The sequence below is a fragment of the Shewanella sp. YLB-07 genome (assembly GCF_009377275.1).
In genome coordinates, this window is record NZ_VOQB01000018.1 from 87,336 (window position 1) to 112,075 (window position 24,740).

General features: G+C 45.9%; 24 protein-coding genes. 17 read left to right on the forward strand and 7 right to left on the reverse strand.

The features are described from left to right. Nucleotides 1–75 precede the first annotated feature (75 nt). From yegD to FS373_RS27725, 5 genes are all read left to right on the forward strand, one after another. Complete coding sequence (yegD, locus tag FS373_RS27705) at nt 76–1,461, forward strand: molecular chaperone (protein WP_152831070.1); 1,386 nt, start codon at nt 76–78, stop codon at nt 1,459–1,461. A 35-nt stretch (nt 1,462–1,496) separates the two neighbouring features. Next, nucleotides 1,497–1,970 carry a CreA family protein gene (locus tag FS373_RS27710; RefSeq protein ID WP_144049007.1) on the forward strand — a complete coding sequence of 158 codons (474 nt, stop codon included), beginning with the start codon at nt 1,497–1,499 and terminating at the stop codon, nt 1,968–1,970. Nucleotides 1,971–2,340: 370 nt separating this feature from the next. Further along, nucleotides 2,341–2,658, forward strand: a complete 318-nt coding sequence (locus tag FS373_RS27715; RefSeq protein ID WP_152831072.1) for a hypothetical protein — start codon at nt 2,341–2,343, stop codon at nt 2,656–2,658. 41 nt (nt 2,659–2,699) lie between these two features. Continuing rightward, nucleotides 2,700–3,152 (forward strand): GNAT family N-acetyltransferase, encoded by a 453-nt coding sequence (locus tag FS373_RS27720; RefSeq protein WP_144046928.1) that lies wholly within the window; start codon nt 2,700–2,702, stop codon nt 3,150–3,152. 85 nt (nt 3,153–3,237) lie between these two features. After that, complete coding sequence (locus tag FS373_RS27725) at nt 3,238–4,107, forward strand: sulfurtransferase (protein WP_322619578.1); 870 nt, start codon at nt 3,238–3,240, stop codon at nt 4,105–4,107. 83 nt (nt 4,108–4,190) lie between these two features. On the opposite strand, the gene metG is transcribed toward FS373_RS27725, so the two are convergent. Next, a complete protein-coding gene (gene metG / locus FS373_RS27730) occupies nt 4,191–6,275 on the reverse strand; it encodes a methionine--tRNA ligase (protein WP_144046926.1) in 2,085 nt (694 codons plus the stop codon). A gap of 161 nt (nt 6,276–6,436) precedes the next feature. Between metG and apbC the strand changes: the two genes are divergently transcribed. The 9 genes from apbC to FS373_RS27775 all read left to right on the forward strand — a co-directional run bounded on the left by apbC (nt 6,437) and on the right by FS373_RS27775 (nt 13,571). Beyond that, a complete protein-coding gene (gene apbC / locus FS373_RS27735) occupies nt 6,437–7,552 on the forward strand; it encodes an iron-sulfur cluster carrier protein ApbC (RefSeq protein WP_144046925.1) in 1,116 nt (371 codons plus the stop codon). A gap of 9 nt (nt 7,553–7,561) precedes the next feature. Next, nucleotides 7,562–8,197, forward strand: a complete 636-nt coding sequence (gene udk / locus FS373_RS27740; RefSeq protein WP_144046924.1) for a uridine kinase — start codon at nt 7,562–7,564, stop codon at nt 8,195–8,197. A gap of 104 nt (nt 8,198–8,301) precedes the next feature. After that, entirely contained in the window at nt 8,302–8,886 is a 585-nt protein-coding gene (dcd, locus tag FS373_RS27745) for a dCTP deaminase (RefSeq protein WP_152831075.1), read from the forward strand. A gap of 35 nt (nt 8,887–8,921) precedes the next feature. Continuing rightward, entirely contained in the window at nt 8,922–9,749 is an 828-nt protein-coding gene (gene pabC, locus FS373_RS27750; protein ID WP_144046922.1) for an aminodeoxychorismate lyase, read from the forward strand. Further along, on the forward strand, nt 9,746–10,753 hold the full coding sequence (gene mltG / locus FS373_RS27755) for an endolytic transglycosylase MltG (RefSeq protein ID WP_144046921.1): 1,008 nt from the start codon (nt 9,746–9,748) through the stop codon (nt 10,751–10,753). Before pabC ends, mltG begins: the two co-directional genes overlap by 4 nt. Continuing rightward, a complete protein-coding gene (tmk, locus tag FS373_RS27760) occupies nt 10,750–11,382 on the forward strand; it encodes a dTMP kinase (RefSeq protein ID WP_144046920.1) in 633 nt (210 codons plus the stop codon). Before mltG ends, tmk begins: the two co-directional genes overlap by 4 nt. Continuing rightward, the gene (gene holB, locus FS373_RS27765; RefSeq protein ID WP_144046919.1) at nt 11,382–12,296 is read left to right on the forward strand and encodes a DNA polymerase III subunit delta'; all 915 of its coding nucleotides are present in this window, start codon (nt 11,382–11,384) and stop codon (nt 12,294–12,296) included. The genes tmk and holB overlap by 1 nt, the downstream gene beginning before the upstream one ends. A gap of 7 nt (nt 12,297–12,303) precedes the next feature. Next, nucleotides 12,304–12,630, forward strand: coding sequence for a PilZ domain-containing protein (locus FS373_RS27770; RefSeq protein WP_144046918.1), 327 nt, complete (start codon nt 12,304–12,306; stop codon nt 12,628–12,630). A gap of 152 nt (nt 12,631–12,782) precedes the next feature. Beyond that, a complete protein-coding gene (locus FS373_RS27775; protein WP_144046917.1) occupies nt 12,783–13,571 on the forward strand; it encodes a TatD family hydrolase in 789 nt (262 codons plus the stop codon). 227 nt (nt 13,572–13,798) lie between these two features. Here the strand turns inward: FS373_RS27775 and rsmF are convergent, their stop codons facing one another. Then, nucleotides 13,799–15,235 (reverse strand): 16S rRNA (cytosine(1407)-C(5))-methyltransferase RsmF, encoded by a 1,437-nt coding sequence (gene rsmF / locus FS373_RS27780; RefSeq protein ID WP_144046916.1) that lies wholly within the window; start codon nt 15,233–15,235, stop codon nt 13,799–13,801. A gap of 201 nt (nt 15,236–15,436) precedes the next feature. Here rsmF and FS373_RS27785 point away from each other — a divergent pair, with 201 nt between their 5' ends. Then, complete coding sequence (locus FS373_RS27785) at nt 15,437–16,663, forward strand: nucleoside recognition domain-containing protein (RefSeq protein WP_144046915.1); 1,227 nt, start codon at nt 15,437–15,439, stop codon at nt 16,661–16,663. Nucleotides 16,664–16,724: 61 nt separating this feature from the next. Here FS373_RS27785 and FS373_RS27790 read toward each other — a convergent pair whose 3' ends face one another. Next, nucleotides 16,725–17,558 (reverse strand): DUF481 domain-containing protein, encoded by an 834-nt coding sequence (locus FS373_RS27790; RefSeq protein ID WP_227993344.1) that lies wholly within the window; start codon nt 17,556–17,558, stop codon nt 16,725–16,727. A 494-nt stretch (nt 17,559–18,052) separates the two neighbouring features. After that, nucleotides 18,053–18,424: a diacylglycerol kinase gene (locus FS373_RS27795; RefSeq protein WP_144046914.1), complete on the reverse strand. Its 372-nt coding sequence runs from the start codon at nt 18,422–18,424 to the stop codon at nt 18,053–18,055. 251 nt (nt 18,425–18,675) lie between these two features. On the opposite strand from FS373_RS27795, the gene FS373_RS27800 reads away from it, so the two are divergent. Further along, entirely contained in the window at nt 18,676–19,533 is an 858-nt protein-coding gene (locus tag FS373_RS27800) for a DNA ligase (RefSeq protein ID WP_144046913.1), read from the forward strand. A 437-nt stretch (nt 19,534–19,970) separates the two neighbouring features. On the opposite strand, the gene ylqF is transcribed toward FS373_RS27800, so the two are convergent. Together ylqF and FS373_RS27810 are read right to left on the reverse strand one after the other, a co-directional pair. Beyond that, entirely contained in the window at nt 19,971–20,909 is a 939-nt protein-coding gene (gene ylqF, locus FS373_RS27805; protein ID WP_144046912.1) for a ribosome biogenesis GTPase YlqF, read from the reverse strand. A gap of 109 nt (nt 20,910–21,018) precedes the next feature. Further along, nucleotides 21,019–21,858, reverse strand: coding sequence for an isopenicillin N synthase family dioxygenase (locus tag FS373_RS27810; RefSeq protein WP_144046911.1), 840 nt, complete (start codon nt 21,856–21,858; stop codon nt 21,019–21,021). 302 nt (nt 21,859–22,160) lie between these two features. Here FS373_RS27810 and FS373_RS27815 point away from each other — a divergent pair, with 302 nt between their 5' ends. Beyond that, entirely contained in the window at nt 22,161–23,063 is a 903-nt protein-coding gene (locus FS373_RS27815) for a bifunctional methionine sulfoxide reductase B/A protein (RefSeq protein WP_152831080.1), read from the forward strand. Between the two features lie 75 nt (nt 23,064–23,138). On the opposite strand, the gene FS373_RS27820 is transcribed toward FS373_RS27815, so the two are convergent. After that, entirely contained in the window at nt 23,139–24,695 is a 1,557-nt protein-coding gene (locus tag FS373_RS27820) for a SulP family inorganic anion transporter (protein WP_152831082.1), read from the reverse strand. Nucleotides 24,696–24,740 lie beyond the last annotated feature (45 nt).

Sequence of the window (24,740 nt, forward strand, 5' to 3'; positions counted from 1 at the left end):
ATTTTTCACGGCTTTTTATCTTTATCTGTTAATTTTTTCTGTTTAACCGATTATTTAAATTTTTGGGGCGAGTGAATGTTTGTTGGTTTTGATTATGGTAGTGCCAACTGTGCCATAGGTGTCATGGATGAGAACGATGTACGATTATTACCCTTGTCGGCGGATTCGAAATATCTGACCTCGACGCTTTATGCCCTAGACAGGGAGCTTATAGCCGAAGCTGTGTACCAACAGATGCCGCAGCATTTAAGAGCCAACTTCGCTAAATTACGTGGTGCTCAACTTAGCCGAGCACAGCAAGCACGTCGTGAACTAGATCTCGATAGTGATGAACAAGCGGTATTTGTCGGCGAACAAGCAGTCAAGGCCTACTTAGATATGCCCGAAGAGGGATTTTATGTCCGCTCGCCAAAATCGTTTCTGGGTGCCAGTGGACTCAGAGTCGATCAAATCGCCTTATTTGAAGATATCGTCACCATGATGATGCTACATGTAAAGTCGATTGCCGAGTCTGATTCCGGGCTCAATAATAAAGGCGTGATAACCCATGCAGTTATTGGCAGACCCGTTAATTTTCAGGCCATAGGTGGTGAAGAAAGTAATCAACAGGCCGAGTCGATATTGAGGTTAGCGGCGAAACGAGCCGGATTTACCGATGTAGACTTTCTGTTTGAACCCCTAGCAGCGGGCATGGATTATGAGGCGAGCCTGACTGAAGATAAGGTGGTGCTGGTGGTCGATGTTGGCGGCGGTACCACAGATTGCTCAGTGGTGCGAATGGGACCGTCACATATAAATACCAGTCAACGCAGTCAGGACTTCTTAGGTCATAGCGGGCAACGAGTGGGCGGCAATGATTTGGATATTGCCCTATCGATGAAAGCCTTTATGAGCCATCTCGGATTGGGCTGCCACATGGTTAACGGCCTGCCTGTGCCGAGCAAGCCATTTTGGAATGCCGTTGCAGTTAATGATATCAGTGCACAACGAGACTTCGTGTCACTGAGTTCACGTAAATTGATAGAAGACTTGATTCATGATGCCGAAAAACCTGAGTTACTTAAAAGGTTACTCAAGGTTCAGCAAGAGCAGTTAGGTTACCGTATCGTTCGCAGTGCTGAGCAGGCTAAGATAGGGTTAACAGATGCAGATTCGGTCACATCTAAATTAGATTATATCTGCCCACAGCTTAACGCCGAGGTGAGCCGAAAATTGTTTAGTGAGGCCATTGCCGTACCCAGCGCCAAAATACAGTCCTTGATGCAGCAAGCACTTAACGTGGCAGGTGTGTCGCCGGATGTAATCTATGTGACAGGCGGTACTGCAAGAAGTCCGGCTATCTACGATAAAATTGCCGGTTTACATCCGGATATCCCGATTGTTGTCGGCGACCATTTCGGCAGTGTCACGGCAGGCTTAACCCGCTGGGCACAGAGAGTATTTAAAGAGGAGAAAAAATGAAAATTGGAAACCAGTTTGGAGCTATGCCTGGAATAATGTCTGGGAAAGTCATCGCAGCAGGGTTTATCTTGTTTTGCCTCACAGCCTGTGGCGGCGACGATGTGGCCAAGGTTAGCCTGGGCTTGTTTACCACTAAAGATGTGATAATAGATGCACGTCATGATCCAAAACTCCCGGGCGTCACTTGTCATATTAGCCGTATAGAAGCGAACCTGAGTCTAGCCGATCCATCGGATATGAGCATCTCGTGTCGTCAGACCGGTCCGATATCGGCGCAAGAAATTGCGGCTATCGATAAGAGTAAGAATGGTGAAGTCATCTTTAAGCAATCATTGAGTATCTTGTTTAAATCGCTGAAAGTGCGCCGCATCTATGATGCAGAAAACCAAACACTACTGTATCTTTCATATTCTACCAAAGAGACTCAAGGTAGCCATAAACACGCCTTATCGACCGTGCCGCTTTATAACACAGGTGCATGGCAGGCCTCCGGAGTACCTGTTCAATAGGGAATTAACGCTGTGACAGGTTTTGGCGTCATGTTTTTTTAGTTTAGAGTGTCAAATCTGTACAGCTTTCTGCAGTGGTTGTCTTTCTATTCACCGATATTTTTAGGGTTCCCCTTCGTAGACTCCATGAAGGGAGCTGCTTACTTGGTCGCTCTCTTTTTCATCGGTCTGACTGATTATTTACTGATGCTTTGGTGGAGCCCTATACATTTTGCAACCACTATCAATCGAAGAACCAGTTTGAAGACTTGTGTTTGGCCTCGGTGTATTTAAGTGCTTTTAGATTGTGAAATGAGTGGTGATGGCAAGCTTTTGATTTGATGCTTTTTATACTAGAGTGGATAGTTAACGCTCAAGGAAGGATCCCCTTATGCCTCAATATATGATCACCTACCTTGGTGGTAATCCACCTTCGACCCCTGAAGAGGGCAAGCAGCACTTTGCAAAATATAAGACTTGGTTAGCCTCACTGGGAAGTGCGGCGCTGAGTCCTGCCAATCCTTTGAAACAGTTTCATACCGTTAATTCTGATGGTTCGGTGACCAGTGGTGGTACGACAAATATGTCTGGATTTACCCTTATCCAGGTTGAGTCCATGGAAGAGGCGCTGGGCCATGCGAAAGCTTGTCCCTTCCTTGATATTGGTGGTTCCCTGGAAGTATCGGAACTGGTGCAGATGAAGATGTAATGATACGAATTATTTGAATGCCTAATGAGTCCAATCACGATATGAAAATTGAACCAGCCATAAAAACAGACCATGAAGTTCTCCTTAAGGTCTGGGAGACTTCAGTGCGCCAGAGTCATGACTTCTTGAGTGAGCAAGATATTGCTGCTTTGAAGCCATTAATTTTGGCTCACTACTTCGATGCTGTCGATTTGCGATGCGTCAAGGATACAGCCGGGAACATCCTGGGATTTTGTGGTGTTGCTGATGGTAATATTGAGATGCTGTTTATTGCGCCTCAAAGTATGGGCTGTGGCATAGGCGCAGCATTAGTGACTTATGCGGTTAAATATCAGGGCGCAACTAAGGTGGATGTAAACGAGCAAAACCCTCAAGCCTTAGGGTTTTATGAGCATGTTGGGTTTAAACTTGTGGGACGTTCACCAACGGATAGCCAAGGTAAGCCGTTCCCCCTGTTGCATATGGCCCTTGCTCAAGTCGATGCGTTTATCTAAAGGCGCACATTATCGCTCAGATATTCCACTTAAGTATCTGTTTACTCATTAGATTAGATAAAAGAAGAATTGAATGAAACAAACGATAACGTCTCCTCTGGTCACGGCGCAGTGGCTCGAACAACACTTGGATAATGATAATCTCATCGTGCTGGATGCGAGCATGGAAAAGGTCGTAGGAAAATCACCGATCCTCTATGATACATTCAGCTGTATTCCTGGTACCAAGAAACTCGATCTCGAAAATGAACTTTGCGATCTGACATCAAACCAGACTCATGCATTTCCAACGACAGCGCAGTTTATTGAAATTACCTCTGAACTAGGAATTACTCAGACTAGTCAGGTGGTGATTTATGACAATCAAGGTATTTACTCATCTCCCAGGGCCTGGTGGATCTTCAAGGTGATGGGGTTTGATCATGTTTATGTGCTCGATGGCGGCTTACCTCAATGGTTAGCCGATAACAGAGTGACTGCTGAACGTTTTTCATCTTCAACGCTAGTCGATTCAGCGTCAGTCGATTCAATTATAAAGAGTGGCTGTGAGCTTAAGGTGAATGTGCAGGATGCTTGGGTATGCGATTCAACTTACCTGCTGGATAAGCTGTCGGATAAAGAGACGAGTATTTTCGATGCACGCGGAGCGGGGCGTTTTTCAGGCCAGGCACCGGAGCCCAGAGAAGGCGTACGCAGCGGTCATATCCCAAACTCTGTCAATCTTCCTTTCTCTCAAGTCTTAGCTGGCCATGGTCTAAAAACCGCAGAAGAACTACAACAGATTTTTGCTGGACTTGCAAATGAGCAAGACACTCAGCGTGTTTTCAGCTGCGGATCAGGGATCACCGCCTGCATTTTGATCTTGGCATCGGTAGAGGCGGGTTATCATCACAATGTCCTTTACGATGGTTCTTGGGCACAGTGGGGCAGGGATCATAAACTGCCGATAGAGTAAGATCTATCCATATAAGTCTCTAACGCAGAAATAAAAAAAGGCCGCACTGAGTGCGGCCTGATTTTTGAGACATAGCGTTAAGTTTACTTAACGCGCATACCCGGTTGTGCGCCTTCATGAGGCTCTAAGATCCACAAGTCTTTACCACCTGGCCCCGCCGCAACTACCATGCCTTCCGAGATGCCAAAACGCATCTTACGTGGTGCAAGGTTGGCTACCATCACAGTAAGCTTGCCTTCGAGCTCTTCAGGAGAGTAGGCCGACTTTATACCAGCAAACACTTGTTTAGTCTCGCCGCCAAGGTCTAGCTGCAGCTTCAACAGCTTGTTCGCTTCGGGGACGTGCTCGGCTTTTGCGATACGGGCGATACGCAGGTCGATTTTGGCGAAGTCTTCGAAGCTTATCTCTGCCGAGATAGGATCGTCTTCTAAGTGGTTGCCACTCGCTGGAGCATCATTAGAGTCTGCTTTACTTGCTGTTGCTGCACTATCCGCTGTTTTTGGCGTATCGGTAGTCACGAGCAAATTCTCTTTCGAGGCTTCTATGATAGCTTCGATGCTTTTCATCTCTACCCTTTGCATTAGGGCCTTAAATTTAGCTATCTCATGTCCTGCCAGGTCGGCATTCAAGTTATCCCAAGTGATAGGGAATTGCAGGAAGGCTTCAACATCGTCTGCCAATTTTGGCAGTACAGGTTTGAGGTAAGTCACCAGGATGCGGAACAAGTTAAGTGCGTTAGAACAAACCTGATGGGCTTCCTCTTGCTTATCTTCTTGCTTGATCAACTGCCAAGGCGCTGCATCGGCAACGTAAGCATTAGCCAAATCGGCCAGTGCCATGATTTCACGCATGGCCTTACCGAATTCACGGCCCTCATAGAGGTCGGCTATGACGTCTTGTTTACTTAGAAACACTTGCTCTAGCGTGGTGTCGGCAACGTTCGCCAGCTTGCCATCGAAGCGTTTAGTGATAAAACCAGCGGTACGTGATGCTAAGTTGACCAGTTTACCCACGAGATCTGAGTTGACTCGCTGCGCGAAATCTTCGAGGTTAAGATCGAGATCGTCGATGCGGTGGCTCAGCTTAGCGGCGTAGTAGTAACGCAAGTATTCAGGGTCTAAGTTATCCAGATAGGTACGGGCCTTGATGAAGGTGCCTTTCGACTTTGACATCTTAGCGCCATTGACCGTCACATAACCATGAGCATAAACATGGGTCGGCTTACGGTAGCCTGCGCCTTCAAGCATGGCTGGCCAGAATAAGCTGTGGAAGTTGATGATATCTTTACCTATGAAGTGATAAACTTCGGCGGTTGAGTCCTTCGCCCAGAAATCATCGAAGTTTAAGTCTTCACGTCTATCACACAGATTTTTAAATGAGCCCATGTAGCCGATAGGTGCATCTAGCCAGACGTAAAAATACTTACCTGGAGCATCGGGTATTTCGAAACCGAAATAAGGCGCATCCCGGCTGATATCCCACTGTTGCAGGCCTTGTTCGAACCATTCGTTTAGCTTATTGGCCACTTCATCTTGCAAGGCTCCAGAACGGGTCCACTCCTTGAGCATGCCTTCAAAAGCCGGCAGGTCGAAGAAGAAATGCTCCGAGTCTTTCATGATTGGGGTAGCACCTGAGACGGCAGACTTGGGATTAATCATGTCTGTTGGGCTGTAGGTTGCGCCGCAGTTGTCGCAGTTATCACCGTACTGGTCTTCGCTCTTACACTTAGGGCAAGTGCCTTTTACGAAACGGTCTGGCAAGAACATAGACTTTTCAGGGTCGAATAACTGAGAGATAGTGCGCGTCTCAATGTAACCTGAGTCGCGCAGTTTGAGGTATATCTCACTGGCTAATTCACGGTTCTCAACGCTGTGGGTACTGTGGAAGTTGTCGAACTGAATATTGAAGTCAGCAAAATCCTGTTGATGCTCTTTATTCACCTGAGCAATCATCTCTTCCGGCTCTATGCCTAGCTGTTGAGCCTTAAGCATAATTGGTGTGCCATGGGCATCATCTGCACATATATAGTGACATTCGTGGCCACGAAGTTTTTGGAATCGTGACCAGATATCAGTCTGGATATATTCGAGCATATGGCCTAAATGAATAGGTCCATTGGCGTAGGGAAGTGCACTGGTGACTAGGATTTTACGTTGTGAATTTGCCATCTTGTCTCAAAATCAGTTAGGGGCCCATAAAGAATGGCATAGATACTAACCGATCCTTCTGAGAGTTTCATCAAAAGTGAGTTTAAGTGGGTTAAAACTACCCGAATATTTACCCCGATTTCTGGTACACTTGGGCAAATTATTTATAGGGGGTAGCACTTTTGTCTTCAGCTTCTCAGCACTATCGTCTCAGTGACGATCTTCTTGGGCCTGTTTTGGCCATCTTAGACGCTTATCAAGATCCATATTTAGCACAAGGTTTAGTCAGTGCCGGATGTGTTCACAAACTCGACATCGAGGGGAAGCGATTGCTTCTCGGGCTTGTCTACCCTTACCCATGTATGACTCAATACCGCGACACTGTGATGGCCATCACCAAGAAGTTGGCCGTGTTAGATGCTATCGATGAAGTCGAATGTGAAATCGATTTTCAACCGGCTGCTATCTCTGCCATCGGCGCCGTCGAACCTCTTGCTAATGTGAAGCAAGTGATTGCGGTAGCGTCGGGTAAAGGTGGGGTGGGTAAATCGACCACAGCGGTTAACTTAGCCTTAGCGCTAGTCGCCGAAGGCGCCAAGGTGGGCATCTTAGATGCCGACATCTATGGGCCTTCTATTCCCTTGATGTTGGGAGTTAGCGATTTTAAACCTGTGTCTCCCGATGGCAAGATGATGACTGCTGCAGAGGCTCACGGCCTTGTGGCGCAATCGATTGGATTTATGCTTGGTCAAGAAGAGGCCGCTGTGTGGCGTGGTCCTATGGCGGCAGGCGCACTCGCTCAACTTCTCAATGAGACACAGTGGCCTGAACTCGATTATTTAATTATCGATATGCCACCGGGAACCGGCGATATTCAGCTCACCTTGTCACAGAAGGTGCCCGTCACAGGGGCCATCATAGTGACGACTCCCCAGGATATTGCCTTAGCCGATGCTAAGAAAGGCATCAACATGTTTCAGAAGGTGAATATTCCTGTACTGGGTATCGTCGAGAACATGAGCTTTCATGTCTGCAGTGAGTGTGGCCATAAAGAACATCCATTTGGCAGCCATGGCGGCAGCAAGATGGCCGAGCGTTACCATGTCCCCCTATTAGGTGAATTGCCACTTAAGCTCAACATACGTGAAGATGTTGATAAGGGCGTGCCAACGGTCGTTGCCGATCCCGACAGTGATGTGTCGGCAATCTATCGTGAGGTTGCTCGTAAAGTAGGCGCGCAACTGGCGCTCACCAAAGCTACATCTAGTTTATCAATCAGTATTTCAGAAGACGAATAAGGTTTTAGCATGAATTCTCAGTGTGTCATCATAGCTATCGCGGGGGCTTCGGCCTCGGGTAAAAGTTTAATTGCTAAAACTATCTATGAGGAGCTGTGCCGGGATCTAGGCACAGATCAGATTGGAGTCATCGCCGAAGATGCTTACTATAACGATCAGAGTCACTTATCCATGGATGAGCGGGTAAAGACCAATTACGATCATCCCAAAGCGTTAGATCATGAGCATTTGTGTCGTCATCTCATAGCATTGAAGTCGGGTGAAGCGGTTGAGATCCCTAAGTACAGCTATAGCGAGCACACGCGTATGGCTGAAACGATTAAGATGACACCGAAGAAGGTGATCATCTTAGAGGGGATCTTACTACTGACCGATCCTAATTTGCGCGACTTGATGGATGCCAGCGTGTTTATGGATACGCCGCTGGACATCTGTTTTATGCGTCGTTTGAAACGTGACGTTGCCGAGCGTGGTCGCACCATGGAATCTGTGATGTCACAATATACTGAAACCGTTCGTCCTATGTTTCTGCAGTTTATTGAGCCGTCTAAACAATATGCCGATATTATCGTGCCTCGTGGCGGTAAGAATCGTATCGCGACCGATATTTTGAAGACCAGAATTCAGCACCTTTTAGATATTTAACTCGATTAAAAGAGTTGCCCTACATCTTGTTTACCTCTACTAAGTTTAAATATGTAAACGTCAGAGGTCATGCATAACAGACAATAGTCAGGAGTAAGATCGAAATGCGTTTAACCGATTCAGAGATTGAAGCTTGTTTAGATGACGGCACGATTATGATTGAACCCCGCCCATCGGAAGAGGCGATAAGTGGTGTTAGTATCGACGTTAAACTTGGCGATCAGTTCCGCGTATTTAAGGGCCATACCGCGCCTTTTATCGATCTCAGTGGTCCTACGGCAGACGTACAGGAATCTCTGGATCGCGTCATGAGTGACATGATAGTCATACCTCCTGGGGAAGCCTTCTTCCTGCACCCCGGGGAGCTTGCCCTAGCTGTGACTCATGAATATGTCACCTTGCCTGCTGATATCGTGGGCTGGCTCGACGGTCGTTCGTCCCTCGCGCGTCTGGGCTTAATGGTTCATGCCACGGCTCATCGTATCGATCCCGGTTGGCATGGCAAGATAGTGCTGGAATTTTTTAATAGCGGTAAATTACCCTTGGCCTTACGCCCAGAAATGACCATAGGAGCACTCAATTTCGAGCGCTTAAATCAGCCTGTTTCCCGTCCTTATAATAAGCGTAAAAATGCTAAATATAAGAATCAGCAAGCCGCCGTTGCCAGTCTTATTAGCCAAGATAAATAACCACTGCGGGCTGGATAGTTAACTGATGAAAAACGATGACTGAGCAAGTGACAAAAGTTTGGGTTAATGGCGAGCTTAATGGTCATATAGAACCACTGGATCGCGGCCTGGCTTATGGTGATGGACTCTTCGCGACCATGCGAATAGTACAAGGTCAGCTTGCTTTCTTATCGGCGCACCTCGACAGACTAACTCAAGGTGCGACACGCTTAGGTTTCTCTTGGTCTCCTTCTTTGGCGTTAGTGACACAGGTTAAGCACCTGGCCAAAAGCCAAGTGACTGGCTGCTTAAAGCTGTTATTGAGCCGCGGCGCCGGAGGCCGAGGCTATGGGGCTCCCGTAACATGTGAGATAACTGAGGTTATTTCGCTCCATGCTATTCCCACTCACTATGCAAGCTGGCAAAAAACCGGGATATCCTTAACCCGTTCACCGATTAAACTGTCTCAGCAGCCGAGACTCGCGGGTATAAAGCATCTCAACCGTCTCGAGCAAGTGTTGATCAAGTCGGAAACCTTACCTGCTGGTTATCAAGATTGGTTAGTGCTCGATGGCTTGGATAATATCGTCGAGTCTTCGATGGCCAACCTGTTTTTTGTCACGGGTAAGCATATTGTGACCCCTTCAATATCACGCTCAGGTGTTGCCGGTGTGATGCGTGAGCAAATCATCTATGCGTTGCTCGAGGCTGGGTATGATGTTGAAGCTCGTCCTATCCCCTATTTACACTTGCGCCATTATCAACATGTATTTATGACTAACAGCTTAGTCGGTATACTTGATATCAATAACGTCGATGATGTTCACTTCACTCATGCCGACTTTACTCACCAGCTAAGGCAAATACTGCAACTTACATTATGAAAAAAATAATAATTACACTGACTGTTAGCTGTTTTGCCTTGCTCACTCTCGCCGCTGGCTTGGGTGTTTGGGGTTATAAAACGATCATGGATTATAGCCTTTCTCCCTTAAATGTGACTGAGCCACAAGAGCTAGTGTTGAAGAGGGGAACCTCCTTCTCACACTTAGTCTCAACATTAGAGCAAAGAGAGTTCATTGCCGAAGGTTGGAAATTAAAGGCACTGGTTAAGTTAAAACCTGAGCTAGCCAAGATCCGCTCTGGCTTCTATGAGCTGCAGCCTGGTGAATCAGTTGCTGACTTGTTGACCAAATTAGTCAAAGGCGAAGAGAAGGTATTTAGCGTTACCTTGATTGAAGGGCAAAATATCAAGGAGTGGACCCAAATACTCCAAGCCTTACCTCACAGCCAATATGATGAGGGTGTTTTTACCCAGGTCTTGAGTGACAACGGCGATGAATCAGGTTTACCAGAAGGTAAATTTTATCCCGATACCTATCATTATGTTGCGGGTGACAATATAAACTCAATTGTGCTGCAAAGTTATCACAAAATGCAGCAGGAGCTAGATAAAGCTTGGGCTCAGCGGGCCGAAGACTTGCCACTCAAATCATCATATGAACTCTTGATCATGGCGTCAATCATAGAAAAAGAAACGGGTAAAGCCAGTGAGCGCCCATGGATCTCCGCCGTGTTTGCCAATCGACTCAACAAGGGCATGCGGCTACAAACGGATCCTACTGTGATATATGGCATGGGGGACAGTTATCAGGGAGATATCACCCGTAAAGCATTACGAGAGCAGACGCCTTTCAACACTTACAGAATTAAAGGTTTGACGCCGACTCCCATAGCCGCGCCTAGTGGGGCATCTCTTATTGCTGCGGCGCAGCCTGCCGACGTTAATTACCTTTATTTTGTGTCTAAAAATGATGGCAGTCATGTGTTTTCCAAAACACTATCTGAGCACAATCGTGCCGTAAATAAATATCAGAGAAACCGATGAACAGAGAGAACAACAGCAAATTTATTGTTATCGAAGGATTAGAAGGCGCGGGTAAATCTAGCGCGATATCTCTTGTTCGTGATTTTATCGAGAAGCACACGGGTCAAGTGCCTGTATGTACCCGTGAACCGGGTGGAACGCCGCTGGCCGAGCGCATGAGAGATTTGGTCAAGATTGCCGATGAAACCGATCCCTTGTGTGATGAAGCCGAGTGCCTCTTGCTCTATGCTGCCAGAGCACAATTGGTTGCTAATGTGATAAAGCCTGCATTACATCGTGGAGCCTGGGTGTTGGGTGACAGACACAACCTTTCATCGCTGGCCTACCAAGGTGGAGGCCGTGGACTCATGCCCTTAGTTCAAGTCGTGAGTAAGGCGACATTAGGCGATTTTAAACCAGATTTAACCATCTATCTAGATATCGATCCGGCGCAAGGATTGCAGCGTGCGGCTAAACGGGGCGAGTTAGATCGGATAGAGAAGCAGGCGCTGGATTTCTTCGAACGTGCACGGGCAACTTTCTTATCTTTTGCCGCAGAAGACGACACTATAGCCGTCATCGATGCCGGGCAGACTATGGCCGAAGTGCATAAAGATATTCTAGCCTTGTTACAGACTCAGGATTGGTAATGCAAAATATCTCCTGGCTCGCGGCCCCGATAAGTGACTTTACTCAACAGATAAAGAACGGGTTGTTAGGCCATGCCTACTTAGTGGGCGTGCATAAAGGTTATGGCGGGGAGGAGTTAACACTTGAAATAGCGAAAGCTGCCCTGTGCCAGAGTCCGGGTGAGCTGGGAGCCTGTGGTTTTTGCAAGGCCTGTCAGTTACTGGATGGCAACACGCACCCGGATCTCTATCGAATCACTGCTGACGGTAATCAGATTAAGGTCGATCAGATACGCGAACTGTGTCAAAAGCTGACGATGACATCGCAGCAAGGTGGACGCAGAGTCGCTGTGATCTACCATAGTGAACAGCTCAATCAGGCATCGGCCAATGCATTATTGAAAACATTGGAAGAACCTGGGAAAGATACCTTACTCCTGTTGCAGTCTGATACCCCAAGCAGACTGATGGCAACGATTAAGAGCCGTTGTCAGCAGGTTCACTTCGAGCCGCCTTCCATGGAGGAGATCAAGCTCTGGTTATCGACAGAGTCCGGGTCTGCAACTGATGTGACTTGGTGTTTGCCAGTGATGGGAGGCCCGCTGGAGCTGGCTCTCGCGCTAGAAAGCGAACGATACGCGCAACTGCTACAATTTAGGAAAGGCTGGGCTCAAAGTTTGTCCTCCGGTCACCTCTGTGCTAGTTTAATTAGTGTTAATGAAAAGCAAGCATCTGATGCACTTAAGGTTTTGTATTTAATCTTGAGGCAGAAATTGATAAGACAGGCAGATTTAGACGCATTGTTGAGAGTCAAAGTAACCGAATTTGGAATGAAGGTCATGGATACCTACCATAAGTTGAGTGTCATGCCGAATGTAAACTACTTAGCTCTTTTTAATGGTTTTATCTTAGAATATAATAAGTTAACGAGATAGCCGTTTTATGATAGACCTAGTTGTTAATTTTGATACCTTACATCAGCTTTATCGCGCATATATGCCGTTTATTCAGCCGGCGGGTCTATTCATTGCGACCAGTGAAAGCCACTATCTGGGCCAAGAGTTAACTATAGCTTACCAACTTCCTGGCTCGCTCAACAGACATGAGTTTCAGGGCATGGTGGTTTGGATTAATCCTCTAGGTGCATCTGGCGGCCGCCCGGCGGGAATTGGTATCAAGATCCTGTCCGATGCAGAATTACATAAGCAGCATATAGAAACCCTCTTAGCCCGTGAACTTGCCTCCGGAGACTTGACCTGTACCATGTGATCTCTTCGTCTTTACCTTTAAATCTCCAGAATTCCTCCCTAAAGCCTCTTTATACCGATTGGTATTAGAACTGGCATCTTAATTTGACCCTTGCCTTATAGCTCTGTATTCTTTGACTCCTTTTTAGATCTATCACTCTGCTGGAAATTCACGTGCTCATTGATTCTCATTGTCATCTCGACCGTTTAAAAGCCGCGCCCGATCACCAATCACTCAAACAGATCATCAGTGATGCAAAAGCCAGGGATGTTGACTATTTCCTGTGCGTGAATGTGCGTCAACAAGGTTTTATTTCCATGCGAGATAAGATGGCGGAGTTTGATCAAGTGTTCCTCTCTGCCGGCGTACATCCCTTGGATGTGCAGGAGGGGCTGGATACCACTGAGCTCAATGTGTTTGTTAAAGAGCCTAAGGTTGTCGCTATCGGAGAGACTGGTCTGGATTACTTTTATGCCAATGAAACCAAAGCACTGCAACAGCAATGTTTCGAGCAGCAGATCGAACTCGCGGTGCAAGTTAATAAACCGCTAATCATACATACCCGAGATGCCAGGGAAGACACGCTAAATTTCTTAAGAAACGGTCATGCCGATAAGGTCGGCGGCGTGTTGCATTGCTTCACTGAAAACTGGGAGATGGCCAAAGCGGCGATTGATCTGGGTTTTTATATTTCAGTCTCTGGCATTGCAACCTTCAAGAATGCGGGCGATTTACGCACTGTGATGAGAAAGGTACCTAAAGATAGGTTGTTGGTTGAAACTGATTCTCCGTATCTAGCTCCTGTGCCGCATAGAGGTAAAGAGAATCAACCAGCGTTTGTCCGTGATGTCGCCGAGTTTATCGCAGAGCTGAGAGGGGAGTCTTATGAAGAGTTGGCCCAATATACTACAGATAACTTCTTCAACTTGTTCACCGATGCGGCTAAGTTAGCCGGACGTTAATATTATACCGATTGGTATTAGCCGAGATAAGTTCGAATTTTAGGCAAAAAAAGACCCAAAACTATTCCGATTGTTCTGGGTCCAGGGGAATGGCTCTAACTAAAGAGCCGTGCGCTACTGTTGAGATCCTCATTAGGAATTAACTCTCTGGCTAATAGTGTAGTCGACATAACCGGCTTGCAGCGCTTATATGCAATATTATTAATGCATGTTTGTAAGTAAATATGTCATTGAGCTTTGCTTGCATCAGAATTGACGATCTTGTCTCTGACTAACTCTCTGGGTAAGCTGTTCTTCAATCGTTTACCAAGATGTTTCGCCAGGCCTAACGGACTGTTATGGTAGCTAACAATCACTTCTCCGCGTGGCTTAAGGCCTGCTTCCAAGGGAATATCCCGTCCCATTAGATATTCTTTTGCCTGAGCTTGTGACAGCTCAACCATGCTGGCTCCCGCACCAAATGCCAGTATTGCCTGGTGTTGTGCCTTAAGACCATGCTTAAGGGCGTCGGCGATTTTCATGCCTATACGCTGAAATCGCATCCGACCAATCAAGTTCTGCATTTTTTCAGGAAACAACCAAAATTCTTGCTCCCTCACCATTATCTGGCTCTGGCTTGGCAGTTTAATGGCGAAGGTATCCTGAAAATATGCCCTTAACTCAGTGTCTGTTTTAGTGGATATCTGAGTGAAGGGGAAGTTTTTCTGTTTTCTTGGCTCGGCAACTTGCCTGTTAATGTCTGCTGTTTTTCTTATTTTTGCGACGAAGAAGCCTTCACTGTCATAGATCTGTGGCCAGACATGCAAGAAACCTTCTTCCGTGCAGGCCTTATCTGCATCGATAAACAGATCACTGAGGGATTCAAACTCGACTGCATCGGGGTACATAGCCTTTAAATGTTGACACACTTCCTGGTTTTCAAATCGACTGAGTGCACAGGTCGAATACACCAGAATTCCACCGGTTTTTAAGGCCAGAAAAGCAGATTCGATCAAGGCCTTCTGCGTCGCAACAATCGACTGGCTCGACTCCAGGCTCCAATTTTTTAACGCTGAAGGGTCTTTTCGTATGGTGCCTTCACCGCTACAGGGGGCGTCGAGCAAGATAGCATCGAATGTGGCATAGAGATATTCACCGAAGACCCGAGCATCGAAATGGGTGAGGGCGGTATTACTGACCCCCATGCGCTGAACGTTAGCATGTAACACTTTTACCCGGCTCGAAGAATATTCGTTGGCGATAAGCAAGCCAGAGTTGTTCATTAAGGCAGCTATCTGTGTTGTTTTGGACCCAGGGGCCGAAGCCATATCGAGAATTGTGGCATTATCTGTTTCATTTAGCTGGGAAAATAGTGCCGTTGGTGGCAACATTGAGCTGGCTTCTTGAATGTAAAATAGACCCTGAAGATGTTCTATGGTGTTGCCTAATTGGACTTCTCTGTCGAGGGATATCCAGAAGCCATCCGAGCACCATGGAATTGGTTCGAGTGTCCAGCCCTTAGGCTGCATGAGTTCGATAAAATTGGCCGACGATATTTTTAGCGTGTTAACGCGGATCGAGGCTCTCAATGGACGGCTACTGTATTGAACAAAGTCATCCATAGAGAGATGAGCAGGCATGTCTTGAGTTATGCTATCGATAAAATCTTGATTTATAAGGGCCATCTTTTGAACCATGTACTGAGCCAGATGCTAATAAAAAGCATGGTGACGAGCTGAAATTTGCGTGATTATACCATAGAGCAGCCTAGCTTGAGTCCGGGTTAAGCTCAAGATTTCAGGATCTGTAGCTTAATAATCTCGATTATTCAGTGAGCCCTGTAGATGATGTTTGGTTATTTTGTTTCGCCCTATTAAGGAAGTTCTGTGTTAAATCGAATTTGGTATTTCTTTTTTGTCACCGCCTTGTTTGCCATCTGTATTCAGTTATTCAATGGTAATCTTGAGGTGTTATCGGCATCGGTGACGGCGTTATTTAGCAGCGCTAAACTAGCGGCTGAAATTGCGCTTGGTCTCATCGGCGTACTCTCTTTATGGATGGGGCTGATGCGTGTGGGGGAGAAAGCCGGGGTTGTCAGTGTGTTTTCCAGGATATTTGAACCTCTTCTATCTAGGTTGATGCCAGAAGTGCCGAGGGGCCATCCCGCCTATGGGAGTGTGACCATGAATCTCACCGCCAATGTGCTCGGGTTAGATAATGCGGCAACGCCCCTGGGCTTGAAGGCGATGCAGGATTTACAAACCTTAAACCCGAATAAAACGGTGGCGACAAACGCCCAGATCTTGTTTTTGGTATTGAATACCTCGTCAGTGACCTTAGTGCCTGTTACCGTTTTTCTCTATCGAGCCCAGCAAGGGGCTGAGGCGCCAGCCGATATCTTTTTGCCAATCTTACTGGCGACATCGGCTTCCACGATTGTCGGAGTGCTTGTGGTGGCGCTGTTTCAGCGCTTATCCTTACTCAATGCCGTTGTTATGGGCTATGGAGCCTTGATTTTTGGCTCAATCACGGCACTGGTGTTCTATTTAGGCACCTTGACGACAACGGCGATAGGCACCTTATCCACGGCCATGGGCAATGGTATCTTATTGATATTGGTGTTTAGTTTTATCTTGGTCGCAGGCATGCGTAAGGTCGCGGTTTATGATGAATTTATCGAAGGCGCCAAAGAAGGCTTTGCTCAATCGATAAAACTCATTCCTTACCTGTTGGCCATGTTATTGGCGATTGGCCTACTTCGCGCCTCTGGAGCCTTGGATTACCTGCTACACCTCATCTCCGTCATCGTCTCTGTGGTAGGCGGAGACACACGTTTTGTCGATGCCTTGCCTACCGCGATAATGAAGCCTTTTAGTGGCTCAGGTGCAAGGGCCATGATGTTAGAAACCATGGAACATCATGGCGCAGATTCCTTCGCTGGCCGTTTGGCGGCAGTATTTCAAGGCAGCACCGAAACCACCTTTTATGTATTGGCCGTGTATTTTGGTGCCGTAGGCATACGCAATGGACGCCATGCCTTGTTCTGTGGTTTAACGGCCGATTTGGCGGGGATTATCGCGGCGATTCTGGTGTGTTATCAGTTTTATGGTTAAGGGCTGACGAGGGGAGCTTGAGTCGGAGTGAGTCGTTTCTCGATTCACTCCGATGTATTATTTAGAAACGATAGCTAACAGATAGCATAGGCCCTATGAAGCTATAGTAGAGGTTGTAATCGGCCACATGAATATCACCGACATTTGTCCTTTGCGTATAATCGACATCAACTTCATAATAATTAAATGCCGCTGTCATGTGCCAGTTTTCTGTGATCTCGGCTTCTACACCTGCACGTATGTCTACTAGGCTACCCTTGAGATCATCAAGCTTGATATAAAAATATTGCACGTGAGCAGTGAATCTGAATCCCGGGCTAAATTCATAGTCACCGTAAAGGCCAATATCGGGAAGGGGAGCGGTGACACTCTCATCAATGGCTCTGTCGAGAGGTTGTTGATCACATTTGAGCACAAGGTCTTGTTCGATGCAGGCACCAATATCACCCTCAAACCCCGTTTTGATAAACATGGTATGTAAGCCCACAGACAGGCCTAGATTGTAGTTATTCCCTTGGTAGAAGTTATAGCCGTAACCTAATCTGGCGATATCCATATTTAAGGTGGTTTTAAGCTTAGCGCCCGCTTTTATGTCGTAGACTTTATCTTCGAAGTTTACCTGGAATGGTGTGGTGATCGCCTGAATTTCAGCTGTTCGATGCAACTGCTTCCAGTCGATATACAGGCTGTGTCGCTCATTGAAGTGGTAAAACATTTCAAAGAAAGGTAAAAATTGAGATTCTTCAAGCTTAAGATCTTCTTCGAAATCGATCTTAAAGTCCTGACCTAATATGGGATTCGTTACATCCATGCTTGAATTGGAGTTGGAGTAAAATCCACCTATTCTGAGCACAACTTGGTTATCTAGATCATTTATAGATGCAAAATCTTGCAAAGCCTGATCATTATCAGCTGCGTATGTTTGGCAAGCGGCCAAAAGACATGAAAATGAGATGCCTAATCTTTTGAGCAAAGGCGACTCCGTCAAAATTTATTATAACTACAAGTACTTGATTCTATTGGATTCGAATCATTTAGTAATACTATAGTAGCAGATTGCGTCTATTTGTGAATGACTTGTATCAATAAATGTCTAAAAAGAGTGTGGATTCTGTTTTCTTTATGTGGGATTTACCCCTGTTCAGATTCAGCTAAATCTTCTATATCCTTGGAGTCATTGCTATTTCTCGTGTAAGAGAAAGGCGGTATTTTCTGTAATATTAAGGCTTAGACTGGAAGTGTCTGACAGATACAGAAGACTATATTCTGCAATATTAAGTGTATAGATTGGGAGTGTCTGACAGATGCTGAAGGTAAGTCTGCACTCCAACTGGCTACATATTGCAATAGAACTGTTGGAGTGAAACTTGTTACTGAGATAGCTGATAATTAAAGGTATCTGCTGCCCAATATTACCGCCCAAGTGATTCCACACAGAGCCAGGCTCATAAATACCGCCGCAGAGGCGATATCTTTGGCTTGTCCGCTTAAGGTATGGATCTCATCGCCTATTCTATCGACGACCGCTTCGATGGCAGAATTTAACAATTCAACGATAAGTACGATAAAGAGGCTAAAGATAAGCAATAGCTTCTCAAGAGTCGCGATATCCACTAATACTGCGATTGGCAACATGACGATGGCTAACATGAGTTCTTGCCTGAATGCTGCTTCGTGAACCCAGGCAGCCCTAAGCCCCTTCATTGAGAAGCCTGTAGCCCTAATAATTCGCTTTATACCATGATTGTTTTCTGGTTTCATAATTTTCCGTCTAAGACTTTACCCGCTCTTGTAGAGGTAAAAGTCTGTATTGTTATCAAATTGATAAACTGATTGCTAAAGATGTTAGCTAAATTTGCGCAGAGTATATCACTTGGAATATTTGAGACCTATTTCAATTAAATTGGTTCATGTTCTACACTGATATTTATTGTAATACCAATCTGTATAAATAAAGTCGTTACCACAGGTTAAAGGATTTAACCTGCTCAAACCAGACGAAGGAGCGCTCCATGTATAGACACATTTTAACGTATTCAGTACTGATTTTTATCCTCTGTGGCACTGCTATATACCCACCACTTAGCCTATCCAACCCCATGCCTGCTAATATCCAACTGGCAGTACACACAGATATGGAAGGTCCCGTATCAGGTTATCTGGTCAGTGAAAAACTTGATGGGGTCAGAGGCTATTGGAATGGACGTCAGATGAACTCTAGATCCGGTCGATTAATTGCTGTACCTGACTGGTTTGTCGACGGTTTTCCTACTTACCCTTTAGACGGTGAACTGTGGATGGGAAGAGGAACCTTCGAGCAGATGTCATCTCTGGCGAGAAGAAAAGAGCCTATCGATGCACAGTGGCGAATGGTTAAGTTTATGGTGTTCGATCTGCCATCTCATTCGGGGTCTTTTGTCGAAAGATATGCCACGGCAAACAAAGATTTGAACTTTGGAACTGAGTATCTAGAGCTGATAGAGCAGAAGAGATTTGATAATCAGCATCAGCTTGATACCTGGTTCACTGAAGTAGTAGCCGACGGCGGCGAAGGCTTGATGTTGCATAAGCTTAGTTCATTGTATGTCGCCGGTCGGAACTTGAACCTGATTAAACTTAAACCTTATTATGATGCAGAAGCAAGAGTCATTGCTTATCAGGCGGGTAAGGGGAAGCTGCAAGGTGTGATGGGGTCTTTGCTTGTTGAAAATCAGCAAGGAGTCAGATTCAAACTCGGTACAGGCTTTAGTATGAAAGAGAGAAGATATCCACCTGAGATTGGCTCGACTGTCACCTATCAGTACTCTGGGTTTACCCAGAAAGGAACGCCTAGGTTTGCTCGATTTCTTAGGGTAAGGTCCATTGAATAAATATAACTAAAAGGCCATTTACATTAAATGAATATTGAAAGTGTCTTGTTTGTCTGTATGGGTAATACCAACCTCATTAAATATTTACTCATTTCAGAGCCACTCAGGCTTTTCAATTCAAGGCGCATTGATGTAGAAATGGTTATTCCCTTTTAAGTCAGTGCAACACAGAAGTGGAATGTCTGAGTGGCTCACGTAGTGCGGGTTTCAAAGCACTTTATGCTGCGTTACATGTTCTCGATATAGAATAACTATTAGCTTCAAACATCCGCCTTGCCTACAGCACTTTGAACTCCCGCTGAACGATCACATATTTAATCGGGTTGGTATAGCATATGTCGCTCGCCCAGTGCCGAAGCCGTGTTTGTTGGCTTGATACAAGATATATGTGCTTGGGAGGCTGTTCCCAAGCACATCAAAGAGGAGGCTGTTATGGATTATCTATGACGCTTTCCTGCAAGCTTAAGTCTTTCCTTTTCTTTCCTCTTTTCATCTTTAGCGGCTTTTTCTGCCATTATCACCGCGACTTCAGCTTTTTCTTGTTCAGCCATTTCGGGGGTTTCTAATGAAAGTTGGCCAATTTTTCCTGAACGGAATTCATGAAGGACTAATTCAGATACCTTATGCAAGTCGATACGTCCACCTGGGCGCAGTGCCCCTCTTTTTCGGCCTATGGCCTCTAATAACTCGATGTCGGTATCGGGTAGCTCTTTAAGTTTATAACGCTCGGCAATCGCTTCAGGGTAGGCCTTTAAAAAGTACTCGGCAGCAAACATGGCGACATCTTCATATTCCATGGCGGTATCTTTAATTGCACCTGTGATGGCCAGACGATAACTGCTCTTTTCATTGTCGACTTTAGGCCAGAGAATGCCGGGTGTGTCAGACAAGACGATGCCATTTCTTAAATTGATACGCTGCTGAACTTTTGTCACTGCGGGTTCGTTGCCTGTCTTGGCAATCATACGGCCTGCGAGAGTATTGATGATGGTGGATTTACCCACATTTGGGATCCCCATGATCATGGTACGAATATCTTTTTCGAGTTTATCCCGACTAGGGACAAATTTACGGCATAGGTCGGGGATTTTCTTCACTTGAGCGGCTTGCAAAGTAGTGATAGCCATGGCTTTAACGCCTTGCTCCCGCTCAAGATACTCTATCCATCTTTGAGTGGTTTCAGGATCGGCCAAGTCTGACTTGTTTAATAGCTTAATACAGGGCTTGTCACCACGAAGTGTTGAAACGACAGGATTCTCACTGCTGTATGGGATCCTCGCATCGAGCACCTCGATCACAAGATCGACCTGAGGCATGACCTCTTCGATCTCTTTACGCGCCTTATGCATATGTCCGGGATACCACTGAATAGCCATTTTATTGCTCTGTATTAGTTTTGATGTAGGGATTTTACCTTGTTAGGGGAAAATTTCATTAAAAAAGCGCCCTTAGGCGCTTTTTTATGGAAAGTCACTGGAGTAGCGCTTAGATCACACCTAATTCTCTCAATCGCTCCATAAGATAACTGTCTGCCGTGTAACGGCTAGAGAGCACAACCTCTGGGTTAGGATGCAAGAATAACGGCAATGATACCCTAGGCTTGGACATATCTGTGCCCACTGGATTGATCACCCTATGAGTGGTAGATGGGAAGTAACCGCCGGAAGCTTCTTGCAACATGTCACCGATATTGATGATTAGGCTGCCAAAATCACAAGGTACGTCAATCCATTCGCCGTCTTGGCCTTTCACCTGAAGACCTGGTTCATTCGCCGCGGGTAGCAGGGTGATTAGGTTTATGTCTTCATGAGCCGCGGCGCGGATAGCCCCAACTTCTTCATCACCTGTCATTCCCGGGTAATGTAATATGCGTAGCAAGGTCTTATGACTGCCTTCAATCATCTTAGGTAAGGCAATGGAGTAGTTTACCGCAACATCTGCAGGTGAATGCTCTTCTATCCACTGAAGCAACTCTTCAGCAAGCTCATTGGCGAGCTGATAGTAAGCTAAGATGTTCTCTTTCAAGGATTCAGGAATACGTCCCCAAGGATAGACATGGTAATACTCCTTGATATCTTTAACCGTGTGGCCCTTAGCCGTTTCGGATACTTCAGCTGGAAAGAAGCCATCTTGGGTTTCAGGTTTAAACAGAAAGTCATGTTTCTCTTCACTGTTGAAGAAGGTTTGCCACTCTGTGTATATTTTTTCTACTAAGGCCTTATCAATTGGATGATTAGCCAGTACGCCAAAGCCAGTATCTCTTAATGATTGGACGAACTTTACTGCACTATCGGGTGCTTGATAATCGATTGTTTCTAATTTCATCTCAGTCTTCTTAACTTTTTATAATTGATAAACCCAAGCCTAGTTTATCTAGGCTAGGGCTAAGGGGCAATTAAGTGTGATGGAAATCACCTCATCATTGTTTTTTAAAGAGATAAGCACCGAACATTATAGGAAATAATAATTTAAGAATAAAGGCATAAGCAAGAACAGCTAAGATAAAAATAGTTTCAAAAAATTCGCAGAACAGACAATAAATTGCGGTTTGTCTTGCGTCGTTTATATTTGAAAGAGAAGATGAAGATCTCAGGTCTAATCTACACAGCGAATTAAGAGTAACAAGTATGCGTGAACTCACCGATTTTGAACGACATGTGATTGAAGAAAAGGGCACCGAACGGCCTTTTAGCGGGGAGTACCACCTGCATGATGTTCAGGGGAGTTATGTGTGCAAACGTTGTGAAGCGCCCCTGTATTTATCTGAACATAAGTTTAATGCCCATTGTGGCTGGCCCGCCTTCGATGACGAGATCCAAGGGGCCGTCAAACGAATTGCCGATGCCGATGGTCAGAGAGTCGAAATAGTCTGCGCTCAGTGTGATGCCCATCTGGGCCATGTGTTTGAAGGGGAGTATTTAACCGAGAACAATATTCGTCACTGCGTTAATTCCGTTTCTATGGTGTTCAAGGCTCATTCTGCAGCCGATGAGCTAAACAAATATCAGTTTGCGACGCTTGGAGGGGGATGCTTCTGGTGCTTCGAAGCTATGTTCACCCAACTTCGAGGGGTTATCTCAGTTCAGTCTGGATATTGCGGCGGTGATGAGGCGAGCGCAAATTATAAAGCCGTCTGCTCGGGTATGACAACCCATGCAGAAGTCGTTCATATCGAGTTTGACCCAAGAGTCATCAGCTTTAAGGAATTGCTCGCTGTGTTTTGGCAGGGTCATGATCCAACTACCTTGAATCAACAAGGTCATGATGTGGGTCCACAATATCGCTCGGTTGTTTTCGCCCATGATGAAGTGCAGAGTCAGCTTGCTAATCAGATGATAGAAGAGCTAACTCAAGCTAAAGTCTGGTCTAAGCCGATAGTCACAGAGATCTCTGGTTTTAATACCTTCTATAGTGCAGAGAATATCCATAATGATTATTTCGAGCAAAACGGTGAGCAAGCATATTGTCAGATGGTTGTGAGGCCTAAAGTAGAGAAATTTAGGGCTGCTTTTGCTGATAAGTTGAAATGACATTGCTCCAGACATGAAAAAGGCGAGCTAAGCTCGCCTTTTTCATGTCTGGAGTTCAGACTTGGCTGACGAAAATTAATCTAGCTTATCGTCGCCAATCTTGTAGTGAGGATCTTCGATGAGATTAACTTCGACAAGATCTCCCGCCTTATGCAATAACTGTTTACAGTCATTACTCAAGTGACGTAGGTGTAATTTCTTACCCGAAGCTACATATCTATCTGCCAGAGTATCTATGGCATCTAGCGCCGAGTGATCACATACGCGTGAATTTTGGAAGTCGACTATCACGTCATCAGGATCGGTATTGTTGTGGAATAGCTCTAAGAAATCAGCCACAGAACCGAAGAACAGAGGACCGTTAAGTTTATAAACTTTCCAACCATTAGCATCTTCAGTTATCTCAACATTGATATGCTTAGCGTGTTCCCAGGCAAAGACCAGTGCAGAGACTATGACACCAACGAACACGGCAAATGCCAAGTCGGTAAACACAGTGACAACAGTCACCAAGATGATGACGAAGGCATCATGTTTAGGGACTTTACCCATCACCTTAAAGCTGGCCCATTCGAAGGTACCCAGCACAACCATAAACATCACACCAACTAGAGCTGCCAGTGGGATAATCTCTATCATAGCCGAACCGAACAGGATGAAACCAAGCAACGTCAGGGCCGCAGTAACACCCGATAGGCGACCGCGTCCACCTGAGTTGATGTTGATCATAGACTGACCAATCATGGCACAACCACCCATGGCGCCGAAGAAGCCACTGGTGATGTTACCAACGCCTTGGCCGATACATTCCTTGTTACCTTTACCGCGGGTGTTGGTCATCTCATCGATCACCGTGAGTGTCAGCAGAGACTCGATTAAGCCGACGGCGGCAAGAATGAGAGAGTAGGGCAGAATGATATACAGGGTCTCTAAATTGAATGCTACAGCAGGGATAGAGAAGCTTGGTAAACTTCCGGCTATGGTTGCATTCTCATCACCACTCATGGATTTTAAGAAATCTAATACGGTGCGGGTATCTAGCTCTAAGAAAACCACCATCAGGGTAACAGTGACGATAGCAACGAGAGAGGAGGGGATGGCTGTGGTTAGCTTAGGCAAGAAATGTATGATGCCCATGGTGAGTGCCACCAGTCCAATCATCAGAGCCAGTTGGTCTTGGGGTAACCAAGCCATAACACCATTAATATCCGGCGATTTAAACTGACCCAATTGGGCTAAGAAGATGACGATGGCTAAGCCATTGACGAAACCTATCATCACAGGATAGGGCACGATGCGGATAAATTTACCTAGCTTGAGCAGGCCAAACGAGACCTGGATAATACCGGCTAACACCACCGCGGCGAAGAGGTAGGCTACTCCGTGCTCGGCGACCAAGGCGACCATGACGACGGCCATAGCGCCGGTAGCACCTGAGATCATGCCCGGACGTCCACCTATGAGTGCGGTGATCAGACCCATGATGAAAGCGGCATAGAGGCCCACCATAGGCTCAACACCGGCGACAAAAGCAAATGCGACAGCTTCAGGGACCAGTGCGAGTGCGACAGTTATGCCCGATAATAGATCGGCCCTATGACTGGCAGTTTTGTGACGAATAAGATCGAACATTTAGCCTCTGTTGTAATTATGTTGTTTTAGATTGAATTTCGGTCG